This is a genomic window from Ralstonia sp. Ralssp110 (genome assembly GCF_047325135.1).
Lineage (GTDB): Bacteria > Pseudomonadota > Gammaproteobacteria > Burkholderiales > Burkholderiaceae > Ralstonia > Ralstonia mojiangensis.
In genome coordinates this window covers 276,947-297,141 of record NZ_CP168609.1, presented here as the reverse complement: position 1 = coordinate 297,141, position 20,195 = coordinate 276,947, and the positions used below count along the sequence as shown (strand labels likewise).

Annotated in this window: 21 protein-coding genes; 18 read left to right on the top strand and 3 right to left on the bottom strand. The window is 64.2% G+C overall.

Annotated features, from left to right (window positions below; genetic code table 11):
- Positions 1 to 124: 124 nt before the first annotated feature.
- Positions 125 to 601, bottom strand: a complete 477-nt coding sequence (locus tag ACEN9T_RS01955) for an Lrp/AsnC family transcriptional regulator (protein WP_092975935.1) — start codon at positions 599 to 601, stop codon at positions 125 to 127.
- A 110-nt stretch (positions 602 to 711) separates the two neighbouring features.
- Here ACEN9T_RS01955 and ACEN9T_RS01950 point away from each other — a divergent pair, with 110 nt between their 5' ends.
- Positions 712 to 1,890 carry a cystathionine beta-lyase gene (locus ACEN9T_RS01950; protein WP_413706257.1) on the top strand — a complete coding sequence of 393 codons (1,179 nt, stop codon included), beginning with the start codon at positions 712 to 714 and terminating at the stop codon, positions 1,888 to 1,890.
- An 11-nt stretch (positions 1,891 to 1,901) separates the two neighbouring features.
- On the opposite strand, the gene ACEN9T_RS01945 is transcribed toward ACEN9T_RS01950, so the two are convergent.
- Positions 1,902 to 2,354 carry an Lrp/AsnC family transcriptional regulator gene (locus tag ACEN9T_RS01945; RefSeq protein ID WP_112188049.1) on the bottom strand — a complete coding sequence of 151 codons (453 nt, stop codon included), beginning with the start codon at positions 2,352 to 2,354 and terminating at the stop codon, positions 1,902 to 1,904.
- Positions 2,355 to 2,486: 132 nt separating this feature from the next.
- Between ACEN9T_RS01945 and ACEN9T_RS01940 the strand changes: the two genes are divergently transcribed.
- From ACEN9T_RS01940 to ACEN9T_RS01905, 8 genes are all read left to right on the top strand, one after another.
- Positions 2,487 to 3,389: a DMT family transporter gene (locus ACEN9T_RS01940; protein ID WP_413706256.1), complete on the top strand. Its 903-nt coding sequence runs from the start codon at positions 2,487 to 2,489 to the stop codon at positions 3,387 to 3,389.
- A 156-nt stretch (positions 3,390 to 3,545) separates the two neighbouring features.
- On the top strand, positions 3,546 to 3,815 hold the full coding sequence (locus ACEN9T_RS01935) for a DNA-binding protein (RefSeq protein ID WP_413706255.1): 270 nt from the start codon (positions 3,546 to 3,548) through the stop codon (positions 3,813 to 3,815).
- A gap of 119 nt (positions 3,816 to 3,934) precedes the next feature.
- Positions 3,935 to 4,465 carry a DNA-binding protein gene (locus tag ACEN9T_RS01930; protein ID WP_413706254.1) on the top strand — a complete coding sequence of 177 codons (531 nt, stop codon included), beginning with the start codon at positions 3,935 to 3,937 and terminating at the stop codon, positions 4,463 to 4,465.
- A 225-nt stretch (positions 4,466 to 4,690) separates the two neighbouring features.
- Complete coding sequence (locus tag ACEN9T_RS01925; protein ID WP_024978729.1) at positions 4,691 to 4,957, top strand: DUF2282 domain-containing protein; 267 nt, start codon at positions 4,691 to 4,693, stop codon at positions 4,955 to 4,957.
- A gap of 22 nt (positions 4,958 to 4,979) precedes the next feature.
- Positions 4,980 to 5,849, top strand: a complete 870-nt coding sequence (locus ACEN9T_RS01920) for a DUF692 domain-containing protein (RefSeq protein ID WP_413706253.1) — start codon at positions 4,980 to 4,982, stop codon at positions 5,847 to 5,849.
- Positions 5,836 to 6,594, top strand: coding sequence for a putative DNA-binding domain-containing protein (locus tag ACEN9T_RS01915; protein ID WP_413706252.1), 759 nt, complete (start codon positions 5,836 to 5,838; stop codon positions 6,592 to 6,594). The genes ACEN9T_RS01920 and ACEN9T_RS01915 overlap by 14 nt, the downstream gene beginning before the upstream one ends.
- Positions 6,591 to 7,061: a DoxX family protein gene (locus tag ACEN9T_RS01910; protein WP_413706251.1), complete on the top strand. Its 471-nt coding sequence runs from the start codon at positions 6,591 to 6,593 to the stop codon at positions 7,059 to 7,061. Before ACEN9T_RS01915 ends, ACEN9T_RS01910 begins: the two co-directional genes overlap by 4 nt.
- A gap of 61 nt (positions 7,062 to 7,122) precedes the next feature.
- Positions 7,123 to 7,539, top strand: coding sequence for a BON domain-containing protein (locus ACEN9T_RS01905; RefSeq protein ID WP_027679014.1), 417 nt, complete (start codon positions 7,123 to 7,125; stop codon positions 7,537 to 7,539).
- 13 nt (positions 7,540 to 7,552) lie between these two features.
- On the opposite strand, the gene ACEN9T_RS01900 is transcribed toward ACEN9T_RS01905, so the two are convergent.
- Complete coding sequence (locus ACEN9T_RS01900; RefSeq protein ID WP_413706250.1) at positions 7,553 to 7,975, bottom strand: hypothetical protein; 423 nt, start codon at positions 7,973 to 7,975, stop codon at positions 7,553 to 7,555.
- A gap of 97 nt (positions 7,976 to 8,072) precedes the next feature.
- On the opposite strand from ACEN9T_RS01900, the gene ACEN9T_RS01895 reads away from it, so the two are divergent.
- From ACEN9T_RS01895 to fdhD, 9 genes are all read left to right on the top strand, one after another.
- The gene (locus tag ACEN9T_RS01895) at positions 8,073 to 8,474 is read left to right on the top strand and encodes a MerR family transcriptional regulator (RefSeq protein ID WP_051530863.1); all 402 of its coding nucleotides are present in this window, start codon (positions 8,073 to 8,075) and stop codon (positions 8,472 to 8,474) included.
- A 274-nt stretch (positions 8,475 to 8,748) separates the two neighbouring features.
- Complete coding sequence (locus tag ACEN9T_RS01890; RefSeq protein WP_413706249.1) at positions 8,749 to 10,002, top strand: TolC family protein; 1,254 nt, start codon at positions 8,749 to 8,751, stop codon at positions 10,000 to 10,002.
- 4 nt (positions 10,003 to 10,006) lie between these two features.
- Positions 10,007 to 11,155: an efflux RND transporter periplasmic adaptor subunit gene (locus ACEN9T_RS01885; protein ID WP_413706248.1), complete on the top strand. Its 1,149-nt coding sequence runs from the start codon at positions 10,007 to 10,009 to the stop codon at positions 11,153 to 11,155.
- A gap of 2 nt (positions 11,156 to 11,157) precedes the next feature.
- Positions 11,158 to 14,253 carry an efflux RND transporter permease subunit gene (locus tag ACEN9T_RS01880; protein WP_413706247.1) on the top strand — a complete coding sequence of 1,032 codons (3,096 nt, stop codon included), beginning with the start codon at positions 11,158 to 11,160 and terminating at the stop codon, positions 14,251 to 14,253.
- Between the two features lie 151 nt (positions 14,254 to 14,404).
- Positions 14,405 to 14,818, top strand: a complete 414-nt coding sequence (locus ACEN9T_RS01875; RefSeq protein ID WP_413706246.1) for an Hpt domain-containing protein — start codon at positions 14,405 to 14,407, stop codon at positions 14,816 to 14,818.
- A gap of 290 nt (positions 14,819 to 15,108) precedes the next feature.
- Positions 15,109 to 16,764: an OFA family MFS transporter gene (locus ACEN9T_RS01870; protein WP_413706245.1), complete on the top strand. Its 1,656-nt coding sequence runs from the start codon at positions 15,109 to 15,111 to the stop codon at positions 16,762 to 16,764.
- A 28-nt stretch (positions 16,765 to 16,792) separates the two neighbouring features.
- Positions 16,793 to 19,132 (top strand): FdhF/YdeP family oxidoreductase, encoded by a 2,340-nt coding sequence (locus tag ACEN9T_RS01865; RefSeq protein WP_413706244.1) that lies wholly within the window; start codon positions 16,793 to 16,795, stop codon positions 19,130 to 19,132.
- A complete protein-coding gene (locus tag ACEN9T_RS01860; RefSeq protein WP_092971900.1) occupies positions 19,132 to 19,377 on the top strand; it encodes a hypothetical protein in 246 nt (81 codons plus the stop codon). The genes ACEN9T_RS01865 and ACEN9T_RS01860 overlap by 1 nt, the downstream gene beginning before the upstream one ends.
- The gene (gene fdhD, locus ACEN9T_RS01855; RefSeq protein WP_413706243.1) at positions 19,374 to 20,189 is read left to right on the top strand and encodes a formate dehydrogenase accessory sulfurtransferase FdhD; all 816 of its coding nucleotides are present in this window, start codon (positions 19,374 to 19,376) and stop codon (positions 20,187 to 20,189) included. Before ACEN9T_RS01860 ends, fdhD begins: the two co-directional genes overlap by 4 nt.
- The last annotated feature ends 6 nt before the right edge of the window (positions 20,190 to 20,195 follow it).

Genomic DNA, 20,195 nt, shown 5'->3' with positions numbered 1-20,195 from the left:
CAAGGACGCCGGTCGTGCCAGCGTACGTGTTATGGCGCGCGAACCTTATCAGGCCAAGCGCTGGGGCACTATAGCCTCATCCCCGTATTGACGCATTGTGCGGGCGGTGGAACGGCGTGCACCGCTAGCCCAACGGCACCTCGAGCCCGACCTTCACGCGGTTGAGCACCACGGCCGTGCGGTACCACCGGATGTTGTCGTTGTCGTCGAACAGGCGACGCCCAAGGGCTTCGTACTCCGTCATCGTGGCCACGTTCAGGATGAGGACGAAATCGGCCTCGCCCGTCACGTAGTAGCACTGCTGCACCTCAGGGCCGGAGAGTGCCTTCTTGAGCGCGGCCATCGCCGCGGTATTGGTGCGCTCGGCATGCACTTCAACGATCACGGTGATGGGTTTGGCCACCCGCTCGGGGTCCACCACCGCCACGTTGCCGACGATAACGCCTGCTTCCTCCATCCGCTTGATGCGCCGCTGCACCGCGGCCGTCGATAGATTGACCTGCTCCCCGATCACGCGCAGCGGCGTGGTGTAGCACCGCTGCACGGCATTGAGAATGGCGATGTCGAATGCGTCGAGTTCGAGCGATTTCTGTGGGGCCATAACGGACGGGGAGCGAGAAATTTTTGCGTCTGGCTGGGCAGAATAGCTGAAATTGCTCTGCTGACGTGACATAGGATTTCACGGTGCACACGTTCACAGAGGGCCATCCCATGCATTGGCAATCCCAGCTCGTCAACCCCGAAACGCTCGCCCCTGGCGGTTTCCGGTCATTGGTCACCCCGGTCTACCGTGGTTCAACTGTGTTGTTCGACAACGCCGCGCAGGTCGTGGACGACTGGCGCCATGCGCAACACGGCTACACCTACGGCCTCTACGGCACACCGACGGCCATTGAACTCGGCGCGCGGATTGCGCAACTGGAACGCGCACGCCACAGCTTTATCGTCCCGGGCGGGCAGGCTGCCATCGCGCTCGTCTACCTGGCCTGCTGCGGCGCGGGCAGCCACGCGCTGGTGCCGTTCAGCGCGTATGGACCCAACCGCAGCATGGCCGCCGGCTTGCTCAAACGGATGGGCATCGAAGTCGAAACTTATGACCCGCTCATCGGCGCGGGCATCGGCGGCCTCATCCGCTCAAACACCGCGCTTGTTTGGACCGAAAGCCCTGGCTCGGTCACGATGGAAGTGCAGGACGTGCCGGCAATCGTGGCAGCGGTGCACGCGCGCGGTGTGCCGGTGGCGCTCGATAACACGTACGCGGCCGGCGTGTATTTCGACGCCTTTGCGCACGGCGTAGACATCAGCATGCAAGCCCTGACGAAGTACGTGGGCGGCCACAGCGACCTATTGCTCGGCTCGGTCTCCGTCAACTCGGAGGCGATGTTCGAGCGTGTGGGCAGCGCGTTTGCCGATCTGGGCATGGGCGCATCGCCCGACGATTGCAGCCTGGCGCTGCGTGGCCTGCAAACGCTGGGGCTGCGGCTTGAGCGCCTGCAAACGTCCACCCTGGCGGTGGCGCGCTGGCTGCATCTGCAGGACTGCATTGCGACCGTGTTGCATCCGGCGCTGCCGTCATGCCCCGGCCACGAACTCTGGAAGCGCGACTTTACCGGCGCAACCAGCGTGTTTTCGGTGGTGTTCCAGGAAAGCGTCTCGGCCGAACAGGTCAACGCATTCATTGATGCGCTGCGCATGTTCCGAATCGGCATGAGCTGGGGCGGCACGAGCAGCCTGGTGATGCCATATCCCGATCTGGCGCGACCGAATCGCCACTATCGCGGCCGCCTGGTGCGGCTCAATGTCGGGCTGGAAGCGCCGCAAGACCTGATTGCCGATCTGCGGCAAGCCATGGCGCGCGCAGGCATCCAGGAGCCCGCTGTTGTCGCATAACCGCCAGCACGTCAGTCAGCCGGTGCAAACGGCGGCGCACGCCGCTTTACCGGCTGCGTCTTGACGATGGCGGTGTTGGTCTCGGCGTGATACGCCACGCGATCGAGAATCTGGTCGAGCTGATCGATCGAGCGCACATACAGCCGAGCGATGAAACAGTCCTCGCCCGTGACCTTGTCGCATTCGCCGATCTCGGGAATCTCTTCGATCAGCTTCTGCACGATATGCAGCTTGCCCGGCATGGGCCGCACGCGCACGATGGCCTGCAGCGTGTAGCCCAGCGCCGCCGGGTCAATGTCGACGGTGTAATGCCGGATCACGCCGCGCTCCTCCAGCCGCCGCAGGCGCTCCGACACGCTGGGGGATGACAACCCCACCTGCTCGGCGAGTTGCTTGAGCGAGATGCGGGAATCTGTCAGCAGGACGTCGAGAATGCGTTGATCCAGCGCGTCAATCGTGTTCATTGCGTTCCACCTCCAATTCGGGCATTTCGCCTTACTTCATTAGAAAGAACGCCAATTTTGCCTTAGAAAAGCAATGGAAGTCAGCCAATTTGCGTGCGATCCTTGCTGCATCCAACGCTCAAGGTGGTTCGCATGAACGATAAGACGCGCGGCACGGTTGAGATGACCGCCGCCATGGTCATCTCCGGGACGATCGGCTGGTTCGTCGTCCGCTCCGGCCAGCCCGTGGCAGACGTTGTGTTCTGGCGCTGCGTGTTCGGCGCGCTGACGCTGCTGGGAGTGTGCGCCGGCCTGGGGCTGCTGCGCGGCGCCATCACGTGGCGGCGTGCGGGCATTGCCGCACTGGGCGGCGTGGCAATCGTCATCAATTGGCTGCTGCTGTTCGCGGCGTATCCGCGCGCATCCATCTCGATTGCCACGGCGGTCTACAACACGCAGCCCTTCATGCTGGTCGGGCTGGGCGCGCTGTTTCTGTCAGAAAAGTTCACGGCGGCCAAGCTCACTTGGCTGGCCATCGCGTTTATTGGCGTCGTGCTGATTGTTCAGGTGGGGCCTGCAGCCAGCGTGGGCACCGATTACCTGACGGGCATTGCGATGGCGCTGGGCGCGGCGTTTGCCTATGCGGTGGCCGCGCTCCTGATCAAGAAGCTGGCCGGTACGCCGCCGCATCTGATTGCCCTCATCCAGGTGTGCGTGGGCGTGCTGATGCTGGCGCCGCTGGCCAATCTGCGGCATCTGCCGGCTGATGCGCACACCTGGGGGATGTTGATCACGCTGGGCGTGGTGCATACGGGGTTGATGTACATCCTGCTGTATGGCGCCATCCAGCGTCTGCCGACGCATCTGACCGGATCGTTGTCATTCATCTATCCGATTGTTGCCATCGTGGTGGATATCGTTGCGTTCGGGCATCGGCTGCAACTGGCGCAGTTTTTGGGCGCGGGGGCGATCCTGCTGGCGGCGGCGGGCATGAACCTGGGGTGGTCGCCGTATCGGTGGTTGCGGGCACAGAGCGATTCGCCAGCGGCCAAATAAGGCACTACACGCAATAGGCCTCCACATTTGCAACACGAATGAGCAGCCCAACTGCTGTTATTCTTGTGCGTTTTCCGCTGGCGCCCGGCGCGCCCTGCGCCTGCCTCTCTCTCCCTTTGGCAGCCAGCGGACAGAAACCCCAAACATACGTACAAGATGAAGGAAGGTCACCCGCCGGAGTCGGGTCGCGAAACCGCGATCGCCTGGATCCTGGAACAAATGCAAACCTACGACCTGTCTGTCGAAGATTTGCAGGCGCATGGCTGCTTTGACGCGCCACCGCCGCCGCCCGCACCATCCGCCCCCATCGGCCCGGTCTACATGAGCGCCGACGGCCAGCACTGGGACGGCATGGGCGACATGCCCGACTGGCTGAAGCGCGCCGTCAACGCAGGACAGAGCATCGAGCATTTCCGCGTGGGCTGAACGCAAGCGATGCAGGTACGCCGGTTGCGTGGTTGTGTGCAAGCGCTGCCGGTTTGTTGATCTGTGGGCTGATGCCCAGCATGACCGGCCGGCGCTCCAACTCAACGGAGGACGTCATCATGCCGGAACGCAAAACCGTAGAACGTGCGCGCGCCGACAAGCGCCACGGCAAAGCCGCCTCAACCCAGGCGGGCAACTTCGTGAAGGAAGAGATGGATCACATCCGGGAAGGCAAGCACGGTGCGAAAAACACCAAGCAGGCCATTGCGATTGGTCTATCGAAGGCACGCCGTTCTGGCGTTGCCGTCAAGCCGCCGGGGGAAGGCAAGGCGTCGGCCGCCACGCGCAAGAAGGCGGAACATGACGTCAAGGCCGGCAGCAAGGCAAGTAACAAGACCGGCAGCCACGCCAGTGCCAGCAAGGAATCCACGGCCAAGCGCAGCAAAACCACCACGCGCACGCTGAAGAAGGAAGGCCATTCGGCGGCTTCCAAGTCGTCGCTGTCCAAGCAGGCGCATAGCGCGGCCTCCAAGCGTTCGAGCAGTGAGCGCTCGGCGGCGGCCAAGAAGGGCGCTGCCACCAAGGGCGCAGCCGGCCGATCCGCCGCCGCCAAGAAGGCGGCGCGCACGCGCGCGGCGCACGCCAGGTAAATCTTTCCTGTTCAGCCTGAAGGCGGCCCATTGGGGTCGCCTTTTTTATTGGCGGTTTGCTTCAAAAAAAAAAATCGAAAAATTTCTGTTCTCCGTGTCAGGAACGCCCACGTGCGCCGACGAAGGTGCACGGAACACATCTGCGCGATGCCGCAGTGCACCGTACGGCGAGGGATTTGGCCCTGTCCGCCGTTCAACGACACCTGCCACTCAAGGAGAACACAAATGAAACAACACGCCATGATCGCCGCCGCTCTGGGTAGCCTGCTTGCGCTGGGCGCTCTGTCGACACCGGTGCAGGCCGCTGATGCCGCCGGCAAGGAAAAGTGCTACGGCGTCGCCAAGGCCGGCCAGAACGATTGCGCCAGCCCGGGCAGCGCCCACGCCTGCGCTGGCCAATCGAAGATGGACAAGGACCCAATGTCGTGGAAGTACGTGCCGGCCGGCACCTGCGCGCAGATGGGCGGCACGATGCAGGCCCCGTCCAAGTAACGCGCGACGCCGGGTGACCGCCATGCAGACCGCTCTGCCAACCTGCGCCGGCGCAGGCCTGCGCGCACCGCACTTTCCCGTCGTGTTGCACGGGGAAGCCCGCTTCCCCTGGGTGGAAGTGCACAGCGAGAACTATCTGTATGGCGGCCCCGCCCGCGCGGCGCTGCTGGCCGCGCGAGAGCGCCAGCCGGTGAGCCTGCACAGCGTGGGCATGGGGCTGGGCAATGCGGATGGACTGGACGTCGAGCACGTACGCGCCATCGCTATGCTGGCCGATGCGGTGGCGCCAGCCGCCATTTCCGAGCACCTGTGCTTCAACCGCAGTGGCGCGCAGGTCGTCAACGACCTGCTGCCGCTGCCCTATTCCCGCGAATCGCTGGATGTCGTCTGCGCCAACGTCATGCGCGCACAGGACATCCTCAAGCGACCGCTGCTGATCGAGAACATCGCCGCGTACATCGACTGCCGCGCGCTGGTCGATGCCGACGAGGCCCTCTCCGAGGGTGCATTTCTGACCGCCCTCGCCCGGCGTACGGGCTGCGGCATCTTGCTGGACCTGAACAACCTGTACGTGAACAGCATCAACCACGGCGTGACCGTTGAATCGGTACTGGCCGATATCGACCCTGCGCTGGTCGGCGAGATTCACCTGGCGGGCTTCAGCGTAGAAGACGGCATGCTGATCGACACGCACAGCGCGCCCGTCCACGCGCCCGTCTGGGCACTGTACGACGCATGGATCGCCAAGCATGGTGCACGCCCGACACTGATCGAATGGGATGCCGAACTGCCGCCCGTGCAGGTGTTGCTGGACGAAGCGGCACGCGCCCAAGCGACGCTCGATCGCCACGCCAACGCACCCATGCAGGAGCCACGCCATGCGACTGCCTGACTGGGAAGCGCGGCTCATCGGCGCGCTGACGGCCCCCGCAACCGACGAAGAAGCACGCGGCATCGCCATCTACCGCAACGCGCGCCTGGCCATTCTGCGCAATACGCTGGCGGGGGCCTACCCCGTCTGCCGCGCGCTCGTCGGCGAGGACTGCTTTGATGCACTCGTGCGCGACACGCTTGCCGTGCAGGCGTCCACATCACCGAACCTGCATCGCTACGGAAATGCGCTGCCGGACGTCATTGCGCAATCGCCCTTGGCGCACAGCGTGCCCTATCTGGCCGATGTCGCGCGCCTGGAATGGTGCGTGCATTGGGCGCATTACGCCCCGGACGCGCACGTTGAAGCGGCGAACGCCACCCTGCTCGCGCAGCCCGCGGACACCATCCGCGCCGGGCTGGTCGAAAGTGCGCAGTGGGTGGTTTCTCCATGGCCCGTGGTTTCGATCTGGCGCGCACACCAGCCCGGCGCAACCATCGCACTCAACGAAATCGACCTGGGTGTGGGCGAAGCCGCTGTGATTGCCGTGCGCGGGCATCGCGTTGCTGTGCTCGATCTCGATGCCCCGACAGCCACGTTCCTCGCAGCTTGCGACGCTACGCCGTCGCTTCAGGCCGCGCTCGAAACCACGCTGGCTGAGCGGCCGGATTTTGATTTGACCGCATGCCTGTCTGACCTCTATCGATCGGGGCTGCTCGCACTGTCTGCCTGCTCAACAACCTCGTCTACTGGAGACACGCCATGAACACCCTGACTACGACTTTTGCCCCGCTTACGCGCCTGCGCGCGTCGTTCGATCGGCTTGCCGGTCCGCAAAGCACACTTTGTTCGGTCATCCTGTTGATCGCCCGGGCGTATCTCTTTTACGTGTTCTTCCGCTCCGGCCTGACCAAGCTGCACGACTGGGACACCACGGTGCTGCTCTTTACCGAGGAATACAAAGTGCCGCTGTTGCCGCCCGCACTGGCAGCAGCGCTCGGCACGTTCGGCGAACTGGTTTTCCCTTCTCTGATGCTGGCCGGCATCGTGCCGCGGCTGGCGGCTGCCGGGCTGTTCTTCGTCAACGTGGTGGCGGCGGTGTCGTACTGGGCCGATCTGTCGGCATCGGCCATCGAATTTCATTTTGTGTGGGGCGTGCTGATTGCGCTCGTGGCAACGGTGGGACCGGGTTGGCTGGCGGCGCAGACGCTCTGGCAGCGCCGCACGCGTTAAGCAGATTGGGTGGGCGGCGGGCTTATGATGTTGGCTTGTCGCCCTCTCTTCAGGAGCATCGATGCGCTTCCCTCAGTTGTCCGTCGCAGCCTCGGTCGGTGTGTTGGCCGCAATTGGCGCCGCAGCATTGCTTACGGCTTGTGCGTGGGGCGATAGCCCGAACAGCGCCGGCGCGCACATGCTCGACGATTCGCTGCTCTCGTACCAGGTCAAGGCGGCGCTGGATCAGGACACCGCGCTCAGCACACGCCAGATCCGCATCCGCTCCACCCCTGATGGCAAGGTCACGCTGACAGGCTGGGTCGATACGCCCGAAATGGCCCGGCGCGCCGGCGACGACGTCAAACGCTTTGTTGACTCGGCCAAGCTCGACAATCAGTTGCGCGTGCTGTCGCGCATGCAGGTGCTGGGCGGCGGCCCGTACATCCCGGCCGGCTTGCCTCCCGAGGCACCGGCCAGCGCCCCGGCCGCGCGCTAAACGACGCAAGCGGTCACGCCGCCCGCGCGCCTGCTCGCCCGGGCACGCGGCCCACGGGCAGCGATTGCAGCAGCCCAAAGCCGATCTCCGCGATCAGGAACGGCACCACCAGCAGCGTCGCGCCCGATGCCAGCGCGTATGCCTGCCACGCCGCAAACAGCCAGCGGGCCACGGCGTCGTACCGGCCGAGCGCCACACTCGTCTGTCGGATACGCAGCACCGACCACACGCACACCACCGACCCCATCAGATTGGCCATTAGCAGATGGGTTGGCTCAAATGCCGGCAAGCTGCCGATGCCCAGCGCATGCGCCAATGCGCTGAGCGCCTGATGCAACAGCGCGAACGTCCACGGCGTAGCAAACGGCGCGGTCACGATCAGGTCATACCAGGCGCTGGCCCGCACCATACGCAGGAAGGTCGATTCGGAAACCATGGGGAAACTCCAGAAGTGAAGTGAAGGAGTCGCCACGGTAAAGCTTGGTGTACGCTCCAAGGTCAAGCCCCGACCGTACCCCTCCTCCCAAACCACCATGCCTGCCGCTCTTCCCGCTCCCATTTCCAATGCGCATGCCGGCGACCTGTCCATCGGTGATCTGGCCGCCGCCACCGGCGTCTCACGGGATGGCCTGCGCTTTTACGAGGCACGCGGGCTGATCCGTGCGCGGCGCCGAAGCAACGGCTACCGCGCCTATCCGCCCGAAATCGTGGAACTGGTGCAATACGTCCGCACGGCCCAGCAGCTGGGTTTCACCCTGGCGGAAATCAAGGAAGGCATGGCGCAGGTGTGGCAGCAACCCGACACCGATGCCGCCGTCACCGCGTTGCTGCGCGAGAAACTCGCCACGATCGATGCCCGGATCGCCAGCCTGCAGGCCATGCGCGATGCACTTGCGACCCGCGTCGGCATGGCATGCCCGCTTGCACCGGCCTGAGACGATCGTCATGTCCTGTCATATAACTGTCGCAGACTGCCGCCGCAGGGCGCGTTTTTGCGCGTTTTCTAACGCCCTGACGGCTGGCTGAGTCGTGAAAGGCGCTTGAAAGTTCGCGTCGGTAAAAACGCTCCCGTCTCAAGGGGAGTCTGCTGCAGTGAAACATCGGGGTGCGTTCCATTCACGGGCGAGAGCCGTGCTATGCGCGGTGGCCTGCCTGCCATTTGCCGCTGCCTGGGCAGCCACGTCGGCAACGGGCCCGGCCGCGGCCAGCATGCCGGTCGCCACCATGCCGCCGATCAAGCCTTCCGTGCCGGGCGTGACGGGCGCCGGCTTCAACCTGGTCGAACTGTTGCAGGAGTTGAAAGGCAACAACCCGCAACTGATCCAGGCGCGCCATAACTATCTGTCGGCCAAATCGATACCACCGCAGCTTGCGTCGCCCAACAACCCGCAGCTCGGCTACATCTGGAACAGCATTCCCAAGGGATTCCCGCTGGCGGTCAACCGCGCAGGCGGCAGCCAGTACAACCTGACCCAGCAGATCCCGTTTCCGGGCAAGAAGGCGCTGGCGGCCGAGATTGCCGATCGCCAGGCGGAATCGCTGAACGCGCAAAACGACGCGCTGTACCTGCAGCTCTACGCGCAGCTTTCCACCACGTACTACCAGGCGATCGCGCTCCAGAAGCAGATCGACGTACAAAAGCTGACCATCACGCGCCTGGAGCAGGTCAAGCAGATCACGCGTGTGCGCTACGCCAACAACGCCACTGCGTATGCCGACTTCCTCAACGCGCAGGTCATGCAGAGCAGCGCGCAGAACGACCTGTTTGCCGCGCAACGCCAGTACGACAGCACGCTGCAGACCCTCAACACGCTCATCGGCAAGGAGCCGAGCTTCCCGCTTGTGCTGCGCGCTGACGACGAGTCCGTGCACCTGCCGGAGGAACCGCTGCCCGAGCTGGAAAACCAGGCGCTGCGCGAGCACCCGTCGATCAAGGCATCGGCCGAGCTGATGGACGCGGCGCGCAAGAGCGTGACGCTGGCGCGCAAGGCTTACCTGCCCGACTTCCAGGTCATCGCCACCGTCACCACGGACAACCCGCCGTATGGCGTGCGCCCCAACAGCTACCAGATCGAGCTGGACGTGATCATCCCGTTCTGGTTTCTGACCAAGGAGAAGTACGGCGTGAACCAGGCGGTGGAAAGCCAGATTGCCACCGAGGCGAATGATGTGTCGGTGCGCCAGCAGACGTTACTGGCGGTCGATACCGCCTACAACACGTTGCGCCAGACCCTTGCGCAACTCGATTTCAACAAGCAGCGGCAACTGCCCCAGGCGCTGGCGGCCTATCGCGTGACGATGACCAACTACGCCAGCAACAACGCCGATTTCAACGACCTGCTCACCGCCCAGGGCGCGCTTAAGAACGCCGAACTGTCGGTCGCCCAGGCACAGGCCACGGCCTTGCAGGCCTATCACGCGCTGCTCGCGGCCACGGGTCGCTCGCCGGTTCAAGCTCAATAACATCATGAAGAAGTTCTCTCCCGTTGTTGCAGTCCTCGCCTTGGCCGCAGCTCTGGCTGTTGGTGTGGTGGTCGGACGCAAATGGCCCGCCGCTGCGCCCGCCGAGACCGCAAAACCCGCTGCCACCGCGGCATCCGCTCCTGCGGCCACGGCGCGCGCGAAGCCGGATTCCGTGGAAATTCCGGCCGGCGGCTTCGACCCGCAGCAGGTGAAGGTTGCGCAGGTCAGTCAGCTTTCAGTGCCGGTGGAGCTGTCCACGCCCGGCAAGCTCGCCTATAACGCCGAGCGCACCAAGCTGGCATCGGCGCGCGTGGCTGGGCGGCTGGACCAGATTCTCCTGTTCGAAGGTGCGCTGGTGCGCGAGGGGCAGCCGATTGCGCAGCTCTACTCGCCAGACTTCATCTCGGCACAGAAGGAATATCTGCTGGCGCTGAATACCGCCCGCCAGCTCAAGGGTTCCAACATGAAGGATCTGCAGGACGATGCAGACGCCACCGTACAGTCCGCGGCAGGCCGCCTGCACGTGCTGGGCATGTCCGATGCCGATGTCGCGCAGATCGCCAAGCGCGGTACCCCCGCTGAACACCTGACACTGCGCGCGCCCATCTCAGGCACGATCGTCAAGCGCAACATGGACCCAGGCGCCTTCCTGAACGTGGGCGACTCGTTCATGAGCCTCGTCGATACGCGTGTGCTGTGGTTCACGGGCAATGTGTATGAGAACGACATTGCCAGCGTGCGCATCGGCCAGCCGATCTCGCTGCATACGTCGGCGTATCCGGACCGCGAGTTCACTGGCCGCGTGAGCTTTATCGCCCCGAACATCGACCCGGCCACGCACACCCTGACGGTGCGCTGCGACGTGCCCAACACCGATGGCCTGCTGCGCCCCGAGATGTACGCCACCGCGCGCATCCAGACCGGCAGCGGCCAGGCCACGGTGGTGCCGAAGGCCGCCCTGGTGAAAGACCACGGCAGCTACTTCGTGATTGTTCAGAGCGACGCCACGCATTTCAAGCGCGTGGAAGTGCACGGCAAAGACACCGGCACCGACGGCGACTTTGCCGTGACGGCCGGGCTTGAGGCTTCGTCACAGGTGGTGGTGCGCGGCGCCGCGCTGCTCAACGAGATGATCGTCAAGGCGGGGGCGTAGGCATGGGCTTCAACCCCATCGCGGGCATCCTCAAGCGGCGGCTGCTGATTGTCTTCCTGGCGATCGCGCTGCTGGTGGCGGGCGTGCTGGCGTTCCGCGAGTTGCCGCTGCAGGCGTATCCGGGCGTGGCGCCGCTGTCGGTGCAGGCCATCACGCAATGGCCGGGCCGCAGCACGACCGAAGTCGAACAGCAGATCACCATCCCGATTGAAAATGCGCTGGCCGGTGTGCCGGACGTGCAGTCGTTCCGCTCGGTATCGCTGTTCGGGCTGTCGGTGGTGACGCTCAAGTTCAAGGAAGGCACCGACAGCTTCAAGGCGCGGCAGAACTTCTCGCAATATGTGGCGGCAGCCAATCTGCCGACTGGCGTGCAGCCGTCGCTGAGCCCCGACTCGGACGCGACCGGTGAAATCATGCGCTTCCGCCTCGTGGGCGATGGCGTCGACCTCACCACGCTCAAGAGCTACCAAGACTACGACATCTCCAAGGGGCTCAAGCACGTGCAGGGCGTGGCCGATGTCAGCTCCTTCGGTGGCAAGGTGAAGGAGTATCACATCGTGCCGTCGCCGGCGAAGCTGCAGTCGTACGGCATCACGCTGTCACAGCTCATCGCGGCCATCAGCAACGCGAACAACAACACCGGCGGCAACCTGCTGCGCGACGGCGAGCAGCAGTTCGTCGTGCGCGGCGTCGGCCTGCTGCAAACGGTAGATGACATCCGCAACGTGGTGGTAGCCGCCAACAACGGCGTGCCGGTGCGCGTGCGCGATATTGCCGAAGTGGAAGTCGGCAACGTGCAGCGTCTGGGCCAGGTGCAATACAACGATCAGCCCGACGTGGTGGAAGGCATCGTGCTGCTCAAGCGCGACGCCAACGCCAGCGAGGTGCTAGCCAAGGTGCGCGAGAAGGTAGCGGAGCTAAACAACGGCATCCTGCCCAAGAGCATTCAGGTCAAGCCGTTCTACGACCGCCAGGTGCTGCTCGACATCACCATGGGCACGGTCGAACACACGCTGGTGGTGGGGATTTCGCTGGTGCTCGCCGTGCTGTTCGTCTTCCTGGGCAACTTCCGGGCGGCGGCTGTGGTGGCGGCAGTGATTCCGCTGGCGCTGTGCGTGTCATTCATCAGCATGGAGCACTTCCATGTGCCGGCCAACCTGATCTCGCTTGGGGCGATCGACTTTGGGGTGATTGTCGATGCCGCCGTCATCGTGATGGAAAACATCATGCGGCATCTGGAAGAAGGCGCCGAGAAGCTCGACGATGCCATCGTCAAGGCCACCAGCGAAGTGCAGCGCGCGATGATCTTCTCCACGGGCATCATCATCGTGGCGTATTCGCCGCTGTTCTTCATCGGTGGCGTGGAAGGCATCATCTTCAAGCCGATGGCGTTCACGATGGGCTTTGCGCTGATGGCGTCGATCGTGCTGAGCCTGACGTTCGTGCCGGCCACCACGTCGTTCGTGTTCGGCAAGACGCTGCATCCGCATTCGCCGGCGTTTATCACGGCGATTCTCCGTTGGTACAAGCCACTGCTGCGCAAGCTCATTGCGCGCCCGATGGCCGTCTTTGCCACGGCCATCACGGCGCTCGTTCTGACGTTGTATAGCGCCACGTTCCTCGGTACCGAGTTCCTCCCCACGCTGGAGGAAAACAACCTGTGGCTGCGCATTACGTTGCCCAACACGGTCGACCTGGACTACTCATCGTCAGTGGCCAACGACCTGCGCGCGTACTTCGTCAAACAGCCGGAGATCAATCAGGTTTCGGTGCAGATCGGCCGCCCCGATGACGGCACCGATTCCACCGGCGTGTTCAACCAGGAATACGGCCTGTACTTCGCGCCACCTGACCAATGGCCCGCCGGCATGACGAAGGCGAAACTGGTCGAGCGTCTGTCCAAGCGCCTGGAGAAGATTCCGGGCATCGAATACAACTTCTCGCAATACATCCAGGACAACGTGGATGAAGCGCTCTCGGGCGTGAAGGGCGAGAACTCGGTCAAGCTGTTCGGCAATGACCTGAATGTGCTCGAAGCCAAGGCCAATGAAATCCAGGCGCAACTCAAGAAAGTCCCGGGCCTCGTGGACGTGGGCATCTTCCGCGAACTGGGCCAGCCGACGCTGAACGTTTCCATCGACCGCCAGGCCGCTGCGCGCTTCAACATCAACGTGAGCGATGTGCAGAACCTGGTGCAGTACGCCATTGGCGGGGCGCCTGTCACGCAAATCCTGGAGGGCGAGAAATCGTTCGGCCTGGCGGTGCGGCTGAACCAGCAGGCACGTGCGTCGTACGACGCCATCCGCGAACTGCTGATCGATACGCCCGACGGCCAGCACGTTCCGCTGTCGATGATCTCCAAGGTGGAAATGACCGACGGCCCGTTCTTCATCTACCGCGAACTGGGCAAACGCTACATCGCCATCAAGTTCGGCGTGCGCGGCCGTGACCTGGGCAGCGCGGTGGACGAAGCACAGCGCACGGTGGGCGACAACGTGCAGTTGCCCGAGGGCTACACCGTCAAGTGGGATGGCCAGTTCAACGAGATGAAGGTCGCCCAGAGCAAGCTGATGGTGATCGTGCCGTTGACGATTCTCGTGATCTTCCTCCTGCTGTACAGCACGTTCGGCAATTTCAAGGATGCGCTGATGGTGGTGCTGAATGTGCCGTTTGCCGCCATCGGCGGGCTGCTGGCGCTGCATATCGCGCACGAAACCTTGTCGATTTCGGCGGGGATCGGCTTCCTGTCGTTGTTCGGCATCGCCATCCAGGACGGGGTGATCCTGATCTCGTACGTCAATCGGCTGGCGCAATCCGAAAACGTGCGCGAAGCCACCGTGGACGGCGCCGCACTGCGCCTGCGCCCTGTGATCATGACCGCCATGCTGGCCGGCCTGGGCCTGTTGCCGGCGGCGCTGTCGCACAGCATCGGCTCGGAAGCGCAGCGCCCGCTGGCGCTGGTCATCGTGGGCGGCATGGTCACCACCACGATTCTCACGCTGCTGGTCCTGCCGGTGGTCTTTACATGGGCGCACCGTCATCGCCGGCCGCCCTCGCGCGATTCGGACGTCAATCCGACAGCGGCCATGCTGCCTTAAGCCGCGTGCGTTGAAAGCGCAACGGGCGCATCGCTTTGCCAGCGGTGCGCCCGTTTTCATTTGGGCTCACACCAGAATCGGACCAATCTCATGGTGACGCGTGGGCGAGGCGAGCAGAGTGCGTCTCTGGTTCTCATCGCACGCATCGCCCATGCTCCCCACGTCCAACGTCCCCACCAGCGTCGCCGCCCAGTTCCCGCCGCAGGTCGTCGCCACACTCATCGAGCTGTTTGGCAATGATCTGCAGCAATGGCGTTTTATCGTCGATCTATTTTGCGAGACGGCAGAACAGGATCTCGCCAACCTGGAGAACGCCATCCACGGCGGCGAAGATACGCAGATCGTTGAAGCGGCGCATCGCATCGTCGGTTCCGCACGCATGCTGGGGCATCAGCCGATTGGCGATGCTGCCCGCCGCATCGAGCGCGCTGCGCAGAGCATTGGGCCATATCCGCAGCGGGCGGAGGAAATGCAATCCGCCCTCACCTGCCTGCGCGCGTTGGCCGATGAATTCCGCCAGCAAGCAATCGCCTGCCCGTGGCCAAACGCAGCGGTTAGGAGCTGACGGCGCACCACGCTCCGGCGGTCATTGGTTGAACAGCAACGCCACCTTCCCACCCGGGCATTTATGTTTTCAGACACATAAATTAAGCAATTAGGCTGTACGTTGCGTAATCCGCAATACAACGGGTGACTACAACTATTGATCTAGAACACGCTGCCCCACTATCTTTCGCGGGCAATGTCGGCGCAGTCCAACTGCAGTCGACTGACACGCACCGGCCATGACCGGCGCGGCCGCAACGTTTCACAACATACGTCACAACACGGGCTCAACTTATCCGGGGGGATTCGATGTCCGAAGCAGTCCTGCATCCATTTTTTTCGCGCGAGCGCACCGTCGCCGCGGTTGGTTTCAACCGCTGGCTGGTTCCGCCTGCCGCACTGGCCATCCATCTGTGCATTGGCATGGCCTATGGTTTCTCCGTCTTCTGGCTGCCGCTTGGCCGCGCGTTGGGCATCACCAAGCCGCTCACCTGCGGCGCCGATGTCTCGCTGATCGCCGAGCTCTTCACCACCACCTGCGACTGGCGCGTCTCCAGCCTGGGCTGGATGTTCACGCTGTTCTTCGTGTTCCTGGGCGCATCCGCTGCGATGTGGGGCGGCTGGCTTGAGCGCGTTGGCCCACGCAAGGCCGGCGTCGTCTCAGCCGTGTGCTGGTGCGGCGGGCTGTTGATTTCCGCGCTCGGCATCCAGATGCACCAACTGTGGCTGCTCTGGGTGGGCTCGGGCGTGATCGGCGGCATCGGCCTGGGGCTGGGCTACATCTCACCCGTGTCGACGCTGATCAAGTGGTTTCCGGACAAGCGCGGCATGGCGACCGGCATGGCCATCATGGGCTTCGGCGGCGGCGCGATGATCGGCGCCCCGCTGGCTGACCGCTTGATGAAGCTGTTTGCCACGCCCGAAACGGTCGGCGTGTCGCAAACGTTTATCGTGCTGGCCGGCATCTACTTCGTGTTCATGATGGCCGGTGCGCTCGGTTACCGCGTGCCGCCCACGGGCTGGAAACCGGCCGGCTGGACACCCTCGCCCGCCAAGGCGAAGGACACGATGGTCACGCAACGCCACGTGCACGCAAACGAAGCGCTCAAGACGCCGCAGTTCTGGCTGATCTGGGCCGTGCTGTGCCTGAACGTCTCGGCCGGTATTGGCGTGCTCGGCATGGCCTCGCCGCTGCTGCAGGAAGTGTTTGGCGGCAAGCTGCTGGGCGTGACGACGTCGTTCATGGACCTGACCGCTGCGCAAAAGGGCCAGATCGCGGCCATCGCTGCTGGCTTCACCGGTCTGCTGAGCCTGTTCAATATCGGCGGCCGTTTCTTCTGGGCATCGCTGTCAGACCGCCTGGGCCGCAAGATGACGTACGCGATCTTCTTCGTGCTCGGCTTCGTGCTGTACGCATCGATTCCGTGGACGTCGCACACCGGCAATATCGCGCTGTTCGCGCTGGCCTTCTGCGTGATCCTGTCGATGTACGGCGGTGGTTTTGCGACCGTGCCGGCCTATCTGGCTGACATGTTCGGCACGCAGATGGTGGGCGCCATCCACGGCCGCCTGCTCACGGCGTGGTCGACGGCAGGCATTCTGGGCCCCGTGCTGGTGAACTACCTGCGCGAATACCAGATCGCCCATGGCGTGGAACGCGCGGCCGTGTACGACATCACGATGATGATCCTCGCCGGCCTGCTGATCCTCGGCTTCATCTGCAACCTGCTGGTGCGCCCGGTCAACGTGAAGCACTTCATGACCGAAGCGCAACTCGACGAGCAACGTCACGCTGCGGCCACCAAGAGCCCGACACCGTCGGTGATCGCACCGGAAACGTCGCTGGAATGGAAGGCGCATCCTGGCTCGGCCGTGGCCGTGGTGCTGGCTTGGGCCGCCGTGGGCCTGCCGTTGGGCTGGGGGGTTTGGATTACACTCCAAAAAGCTGCCGTTCTGTTCTCCTGACACCTGATTTGAAGCCGCCCCGCCACCCATGAAGCACCAGAAGATCGAGTTTTACCGTCACCCGGCCGGTGGCTGGGGCGCGCTTAAAAGCGTTGCGCATCAATTGCTGTCGCAGGGCATCGCGGCCAAGGGCGCCAAGACGATGCTGTCGGCCAACCAGCCCGACGGCTTCGACTGCCCCGGCTGCGCCTGGCCCGATCGCGACCACGCCTCCACCTTCGAGTTCTGCGAGAACGGCGTCAAAGCCGTAGCTGCAGAAGCGACGTCGCGCCGCACCACGCCGGAGTTCTTCGCACAGCACACCGTGAGGGAGTTGGCCGACTGGTCCGACTACGCACTCGAAGACCAGGGGCGCCTCACGCACCCGATGGTGTACGACGCGGCCAGCGACAAGTACGTACCGATCGAATGGGACGCCGCCTTCGCTCTGATCGCGCAGCACCTGCGCGCGCTGCCCGATCCGAACCAGGCGATCTTCTACACCTCGGGCCGCACCAGCAATGAGGCGGCTTTCCTCTACCAGTTGTTCGTGCGCGCCTACGGCACGAACAATTTCCCCGACTGCTCCAACATGTGCCACGAGCCTTCCGGCACGGGCATGCGGGGCAGCATCGGCGTCGGCAAGGGCACCGTCACGCTCGACGATTTCACCAAGGCTGATGCCATCTTCATCTTCGGCCAGAACCCGGGGACGAATCACCCGCGCATGCTCGGTGAGCTACGCGAGGCCTCCAAGCGCGGCGCGGCCATCGTCTCGTTCAACCCGCTGCGCGAGCGCGGGCTGGAGCGCTTTGCCGATCCGCAAAGCAAGATCGAGATGCTGACGCTGGGCTCCACGCGCATCAGCACGGAGTACCACCAAGTCCGCATCGGCGGCGACCTGGCCACCGTCAAAGGCATCATCAAACACGTGATCGAGCGTGACGACGTGGCACGCAGCCGCGGAGAGCCTGCCATCATCGACCACGCCTTCATCGCCCAGCACACCGGCGGCTACGACGCCTTCGCCGCCGACGTGCGCGCCGAATCGTGGGCAACCATCGAAGCCGAATCGGGCCTGCCAGAACACGAAATCCGCCAGGCCGGCGACACCTACATCAAGGCCGGCAGCGTCATCGCCTGCTGGGGCATGGGCATCACGCAGCACAAGCATTCTGTGGCGACGATCCAGATGATCGTCAACCTGCTGCTGCTGCGCGGCAACATCGGCCGCCCGGGCGCCGGCGCGTGCCCCGTGCGCGGCCACAGCAACGTGCAGGGCGATCGCACCATGGGCATTTACGAGAAGCCCGCCCCCGCGTTTCTGGATCGGCTGGAGCAGGTCTTCGGGATTCAAGTACCGCGCGAACATGGCTACGACACCGTCGGCGCCATCGAGGCGATGCGCAATGGCGCGGCGCGCGTGTTCTTCGCCATGGGCGGCAACTTTGCGGCGGCCACGCCGGACACCGCCGCCACGTGGGCCGGCCTGCGCCAGTGCGACCTGACCGTGCACGTAACCACCAAGCTCAACCGCAGCCACATCGTGCACGGCAAGGCCGCGCTGATTCTGCCCTGCCTGGGCCGTACCGAGGTCGACCAGCAGGCTGGCGGCACGCAAGGCGTGACGGTGGAAGACTCGATGAGCATGGTGCACATGTCGGCAGGCATCAATCCGCCGGCCTCGCCGCATCTGCTGTCGGAGCCGGCCATCGTGGCGCGGCTGGCGGAAGCCACGCTGCCCGAGAGCACCATCCCGTGGCGCTGGCTGGTGGAAGACTATGACCGCATCCGCGAGCGCATCGAAGCCGTGTTCGACGACTTTGCCGGCTTCAACGAGAAGATCCGCGTGCCGGGCGGCTTCCGCCTGCGCAACACCGCATCCGAACGGGTGTGGAGCACGCCGTCGGGCAAGGCGGAATTCCACACGCACGCCGTGCCGACCGACACGCCAGTCCATCGCGCCCGCGAGCGCCATGCGGATACGACGGTCTTCACGCTGGCTACGGTGCGCTCGCACGACCAGTACAACACCACCATCTACGGCATGGACGACCGCTACCGTGGCGTGTTCGGCCAGCGCCGCGTGGTCTTCATCAACAAGGAAGACCTGCACACGATCCGCATGAAAGACGGCGAGTGGGTCGACATGGTGACGCTCTCTGAAGACGGCACTACGCGCCGCGCCGATGGCTTCCGTCTGGTGGCGTATGACATTCCGCGCGGGTGTCTGGCGGCGTATTACCCCGAAACCAACCCGCTGGTACCGCTCTCTTCCGTCGCTGACCAGGCTCGCACGCCGACTTCAAAGTCGATTCCGGTGATGCTGGTGCCGAGCCAGGTCGAGCGCGCTGCGGATACCCAGGCCGCCAACACGGCAGAAGCCTGATGCCAACCGAGCCGGCATGGTCTGCGCTGCAACTAGCGCTACTGGCCGCATTGCGCGAGACCGATGCAGGCAAACCGGTGTCGCTGCCGTGGCTGACCAAGCGCGTAGGCGAGCGCGCCAGCACAGTACTGCGCGCGCTGCATCCGCTGGCTGATGCTGGCCTGCTGCGCGTAGCCATGGACGACACACGCTGGCTCATCGTGCTGCTCGACGCCGGCCGCGTTCTGCCCGATTTCACTGCATGACTTTTCTGCCCCGCCACCCCGCCGGCTTGCCCGTCGTTTCCACCATCGCGACGAAGCGCACGCGCGCCGGCACGCAAGAAGACACCTCCACCGCTGTCGCCGATGAAGCACCGGTCGCTCTGGTCTTCAACGGCATCACCCATGCAGTGATGATGGCGTCGCCAGCCGACCTGGAAGACTTTGCACTGGGTTTCGCGCTGTCTGAAGGCATCATCGACAGTCGCGCCGATTGGCGTGGTGCAGATGTGGAAGCGCATCCGCATGGGCTTGAAGTGCATGCGGAAATCGCTTCGCATTGCTTCGTGCGGCTGAAGGAACGCCGCCGCGCGCTGGCCGGCCCAACCGGCTGCGGCCTGTGTGGCATTGAAAGCCTGCAGACGTTTGAAGATGCTCCGACACCGTTGGGGCCGGCTGCATGGCTGGCGTCATTGACCGACGCACAAGTGCTGGACGCCATGCACGCGATGACGGCGCATCAGCCGGCCAACGCGCTCACCGGCGGCTTGCATGCCGCAGGCTGGGTATTTGCAGACGGCAACGCGCCGCTGCATGTGCTGGAAGACGTGGGCCGTCACAACGCGCTGGACAAGCTGATCGGCCGGCTGGCCCGGCTCGGCATCCGCCCCGCAGACGGGTTCATCGTCATGACAAGCCGCGCGAGCTTCGAACTGGCGCGCAAGTGTGTGCAGGTACAGGTGCCGCTACTGGCAACAATCTCCGCTCCGTCCTCGCTGGCGATTCGCCACGCCAAGGCCGGACAGCTGACACTGCTGGCGTTCTGCCGGGGTGATGGCGTGACGCGGTTTGCGTAGCGCACA

Coding starts and splice junctions, on each gene's coding strand:
- ACEN9T_RS01955 (WP_092975935.1), bottom strand. CDS start 601: ATGGCCCCACAGAAATCGCTCGAACTCGACGCATTCGACATCGCCATT.
- ACEN9T_RS01950 (WP_413706257.1), top strand. CDS start 712: ATGCATTGGCAATCCCAGCTCGTCAACCCCGAAACGCTCGCCCCTGGC.
- ACEN9T_RS01945 (WP_112188049.1), bottom strand. CDS start 2,354: ATGAACACGATTGACGCGCTGGATCAACGCATTCTCGACGTCCTGCTG.
- ACEN9T_RS01940 (WP_413706256.1), top strand. CDS start 2,487: ATGAACGATAAGACGCGCGGCACGGTTGAGATGACCGCCGCCATGGTC.
- ACEN9T_RS01935 (WP_413706255.1), top strand. CDS start 3,546: ATGAAGGAAGGTCACCCGCCGGAGTCGGGTCGCGAAACCGCGATCGCC.
- ACEN9T_RS01930 (WP_413706254.1), top strand. CDS start 3,935: ATGCCGGAACGCAAAACCGTAGAACGTGCGCGCGCCGACAAGCGCCAC.
- ACEN9T_RS01925 (WP_024978729.1), top strand. CDS start 4,691: ATGAAACAACACGCCATGATCGCCGCCGCTCTGGGTAGCCTGCTTGCG.
- ACEN9T_RS01920 (WP_413706253.1), top strand. CDS start 4,980: ATGCAGACCGCTCTGCCAACCTGCGCCGGCGCAGGCCTGCGCGCACCG.
- ACEN9T_RS01915 (WP_413706252.1), top strand. CDS start 5,836: ATGCGACTGCCTGACTGGGAAGCGCGGCTCATCGGCGCGCTGACGGCC.
- ACEN9T_RS01910 (WP_413706251.1), top strand. CDS start 6,591: ATGAACACCCTGACTACGACTTTTGCCCCGCTTACGCGCCTGCGCGCG.
- ACEN9T_RS01905 (WP_027679014.1), top strand. CDS start 7,123: ATGCGCTTCCCTCAGTTGTCCGTCGCAGCCTCGGTCGGTGTGTTGGCC.
- ACEN9T_RS01900 (WP_413706250.1), bottom strand. CDS start 7,975: ATGGTTTCCGAATCGACCTTCCTGCGTATGGTGCGGGCCAGCGCCTGG.
- ACEN9T_RS01895 (WP_051530863.1), top strand. CDS start 8,073: ATGCCTGCCGCTCTTCCCGCTCCCATTTCCAATGCGCATGCCGGCGAC.
- ACEN9T_RS01890 (WP_413706249.1), top strand. CDS start 8,749: ATGCCGGTCGCCACCATGCCGCCGATCAAGCCTTCCGTGCCGGGCGTG.
- ACEN9T_RS01885 (WP_413706248.1), top strand. CDS start 10,007: ATGAAGAAGTTCTCTCCCGTTGTTGCAGTCCTCGCCTTGGCCGCAGCT.
- ACEN9T_RS01880 (WP_413706247.1), top strand. CDS start 11,158: ATGGGCTTCAACCCCATCGCGGGCATCCTCAAGCGGCGGCTGCTGATT.
- ACEN9T_RS01875 (WP_413706246.1), top strand. CDS start 14,405: ATGCTCCCCACGTCCAACGTCCCCACCAGCGTCGCCGCCCAGTTCCCG.
- ACEN9T_RS01870 (WP_413706245.1), top strand. CDS start 15,109: ATGTCCGAAGCAGTCCTGCATCCATTTTTTTCGCGCGAGCGCACCGTC.
- ACEN9T_RS01865 (WP_413706244.1), top strand. CDS start 16,793: ATGAAGCACCAGAAGATCGAGTTTTACCGTCACCCGGCCGGTGGCTGG.
- ACEN9T_RS01860 (WP_092971900.1), top strand. CDS start 19,132: ATGCCAACCGAGCCGGCATGGTCTGCGCTGCAACTAGCGCTACTGGCC.
- fdhD (WP_413706243.1), top strand. CDS start 19,374: ATGACTTTTCTGCCCCGCCACCCCGCCGGCTTGCCCGTCGTTTCCACC.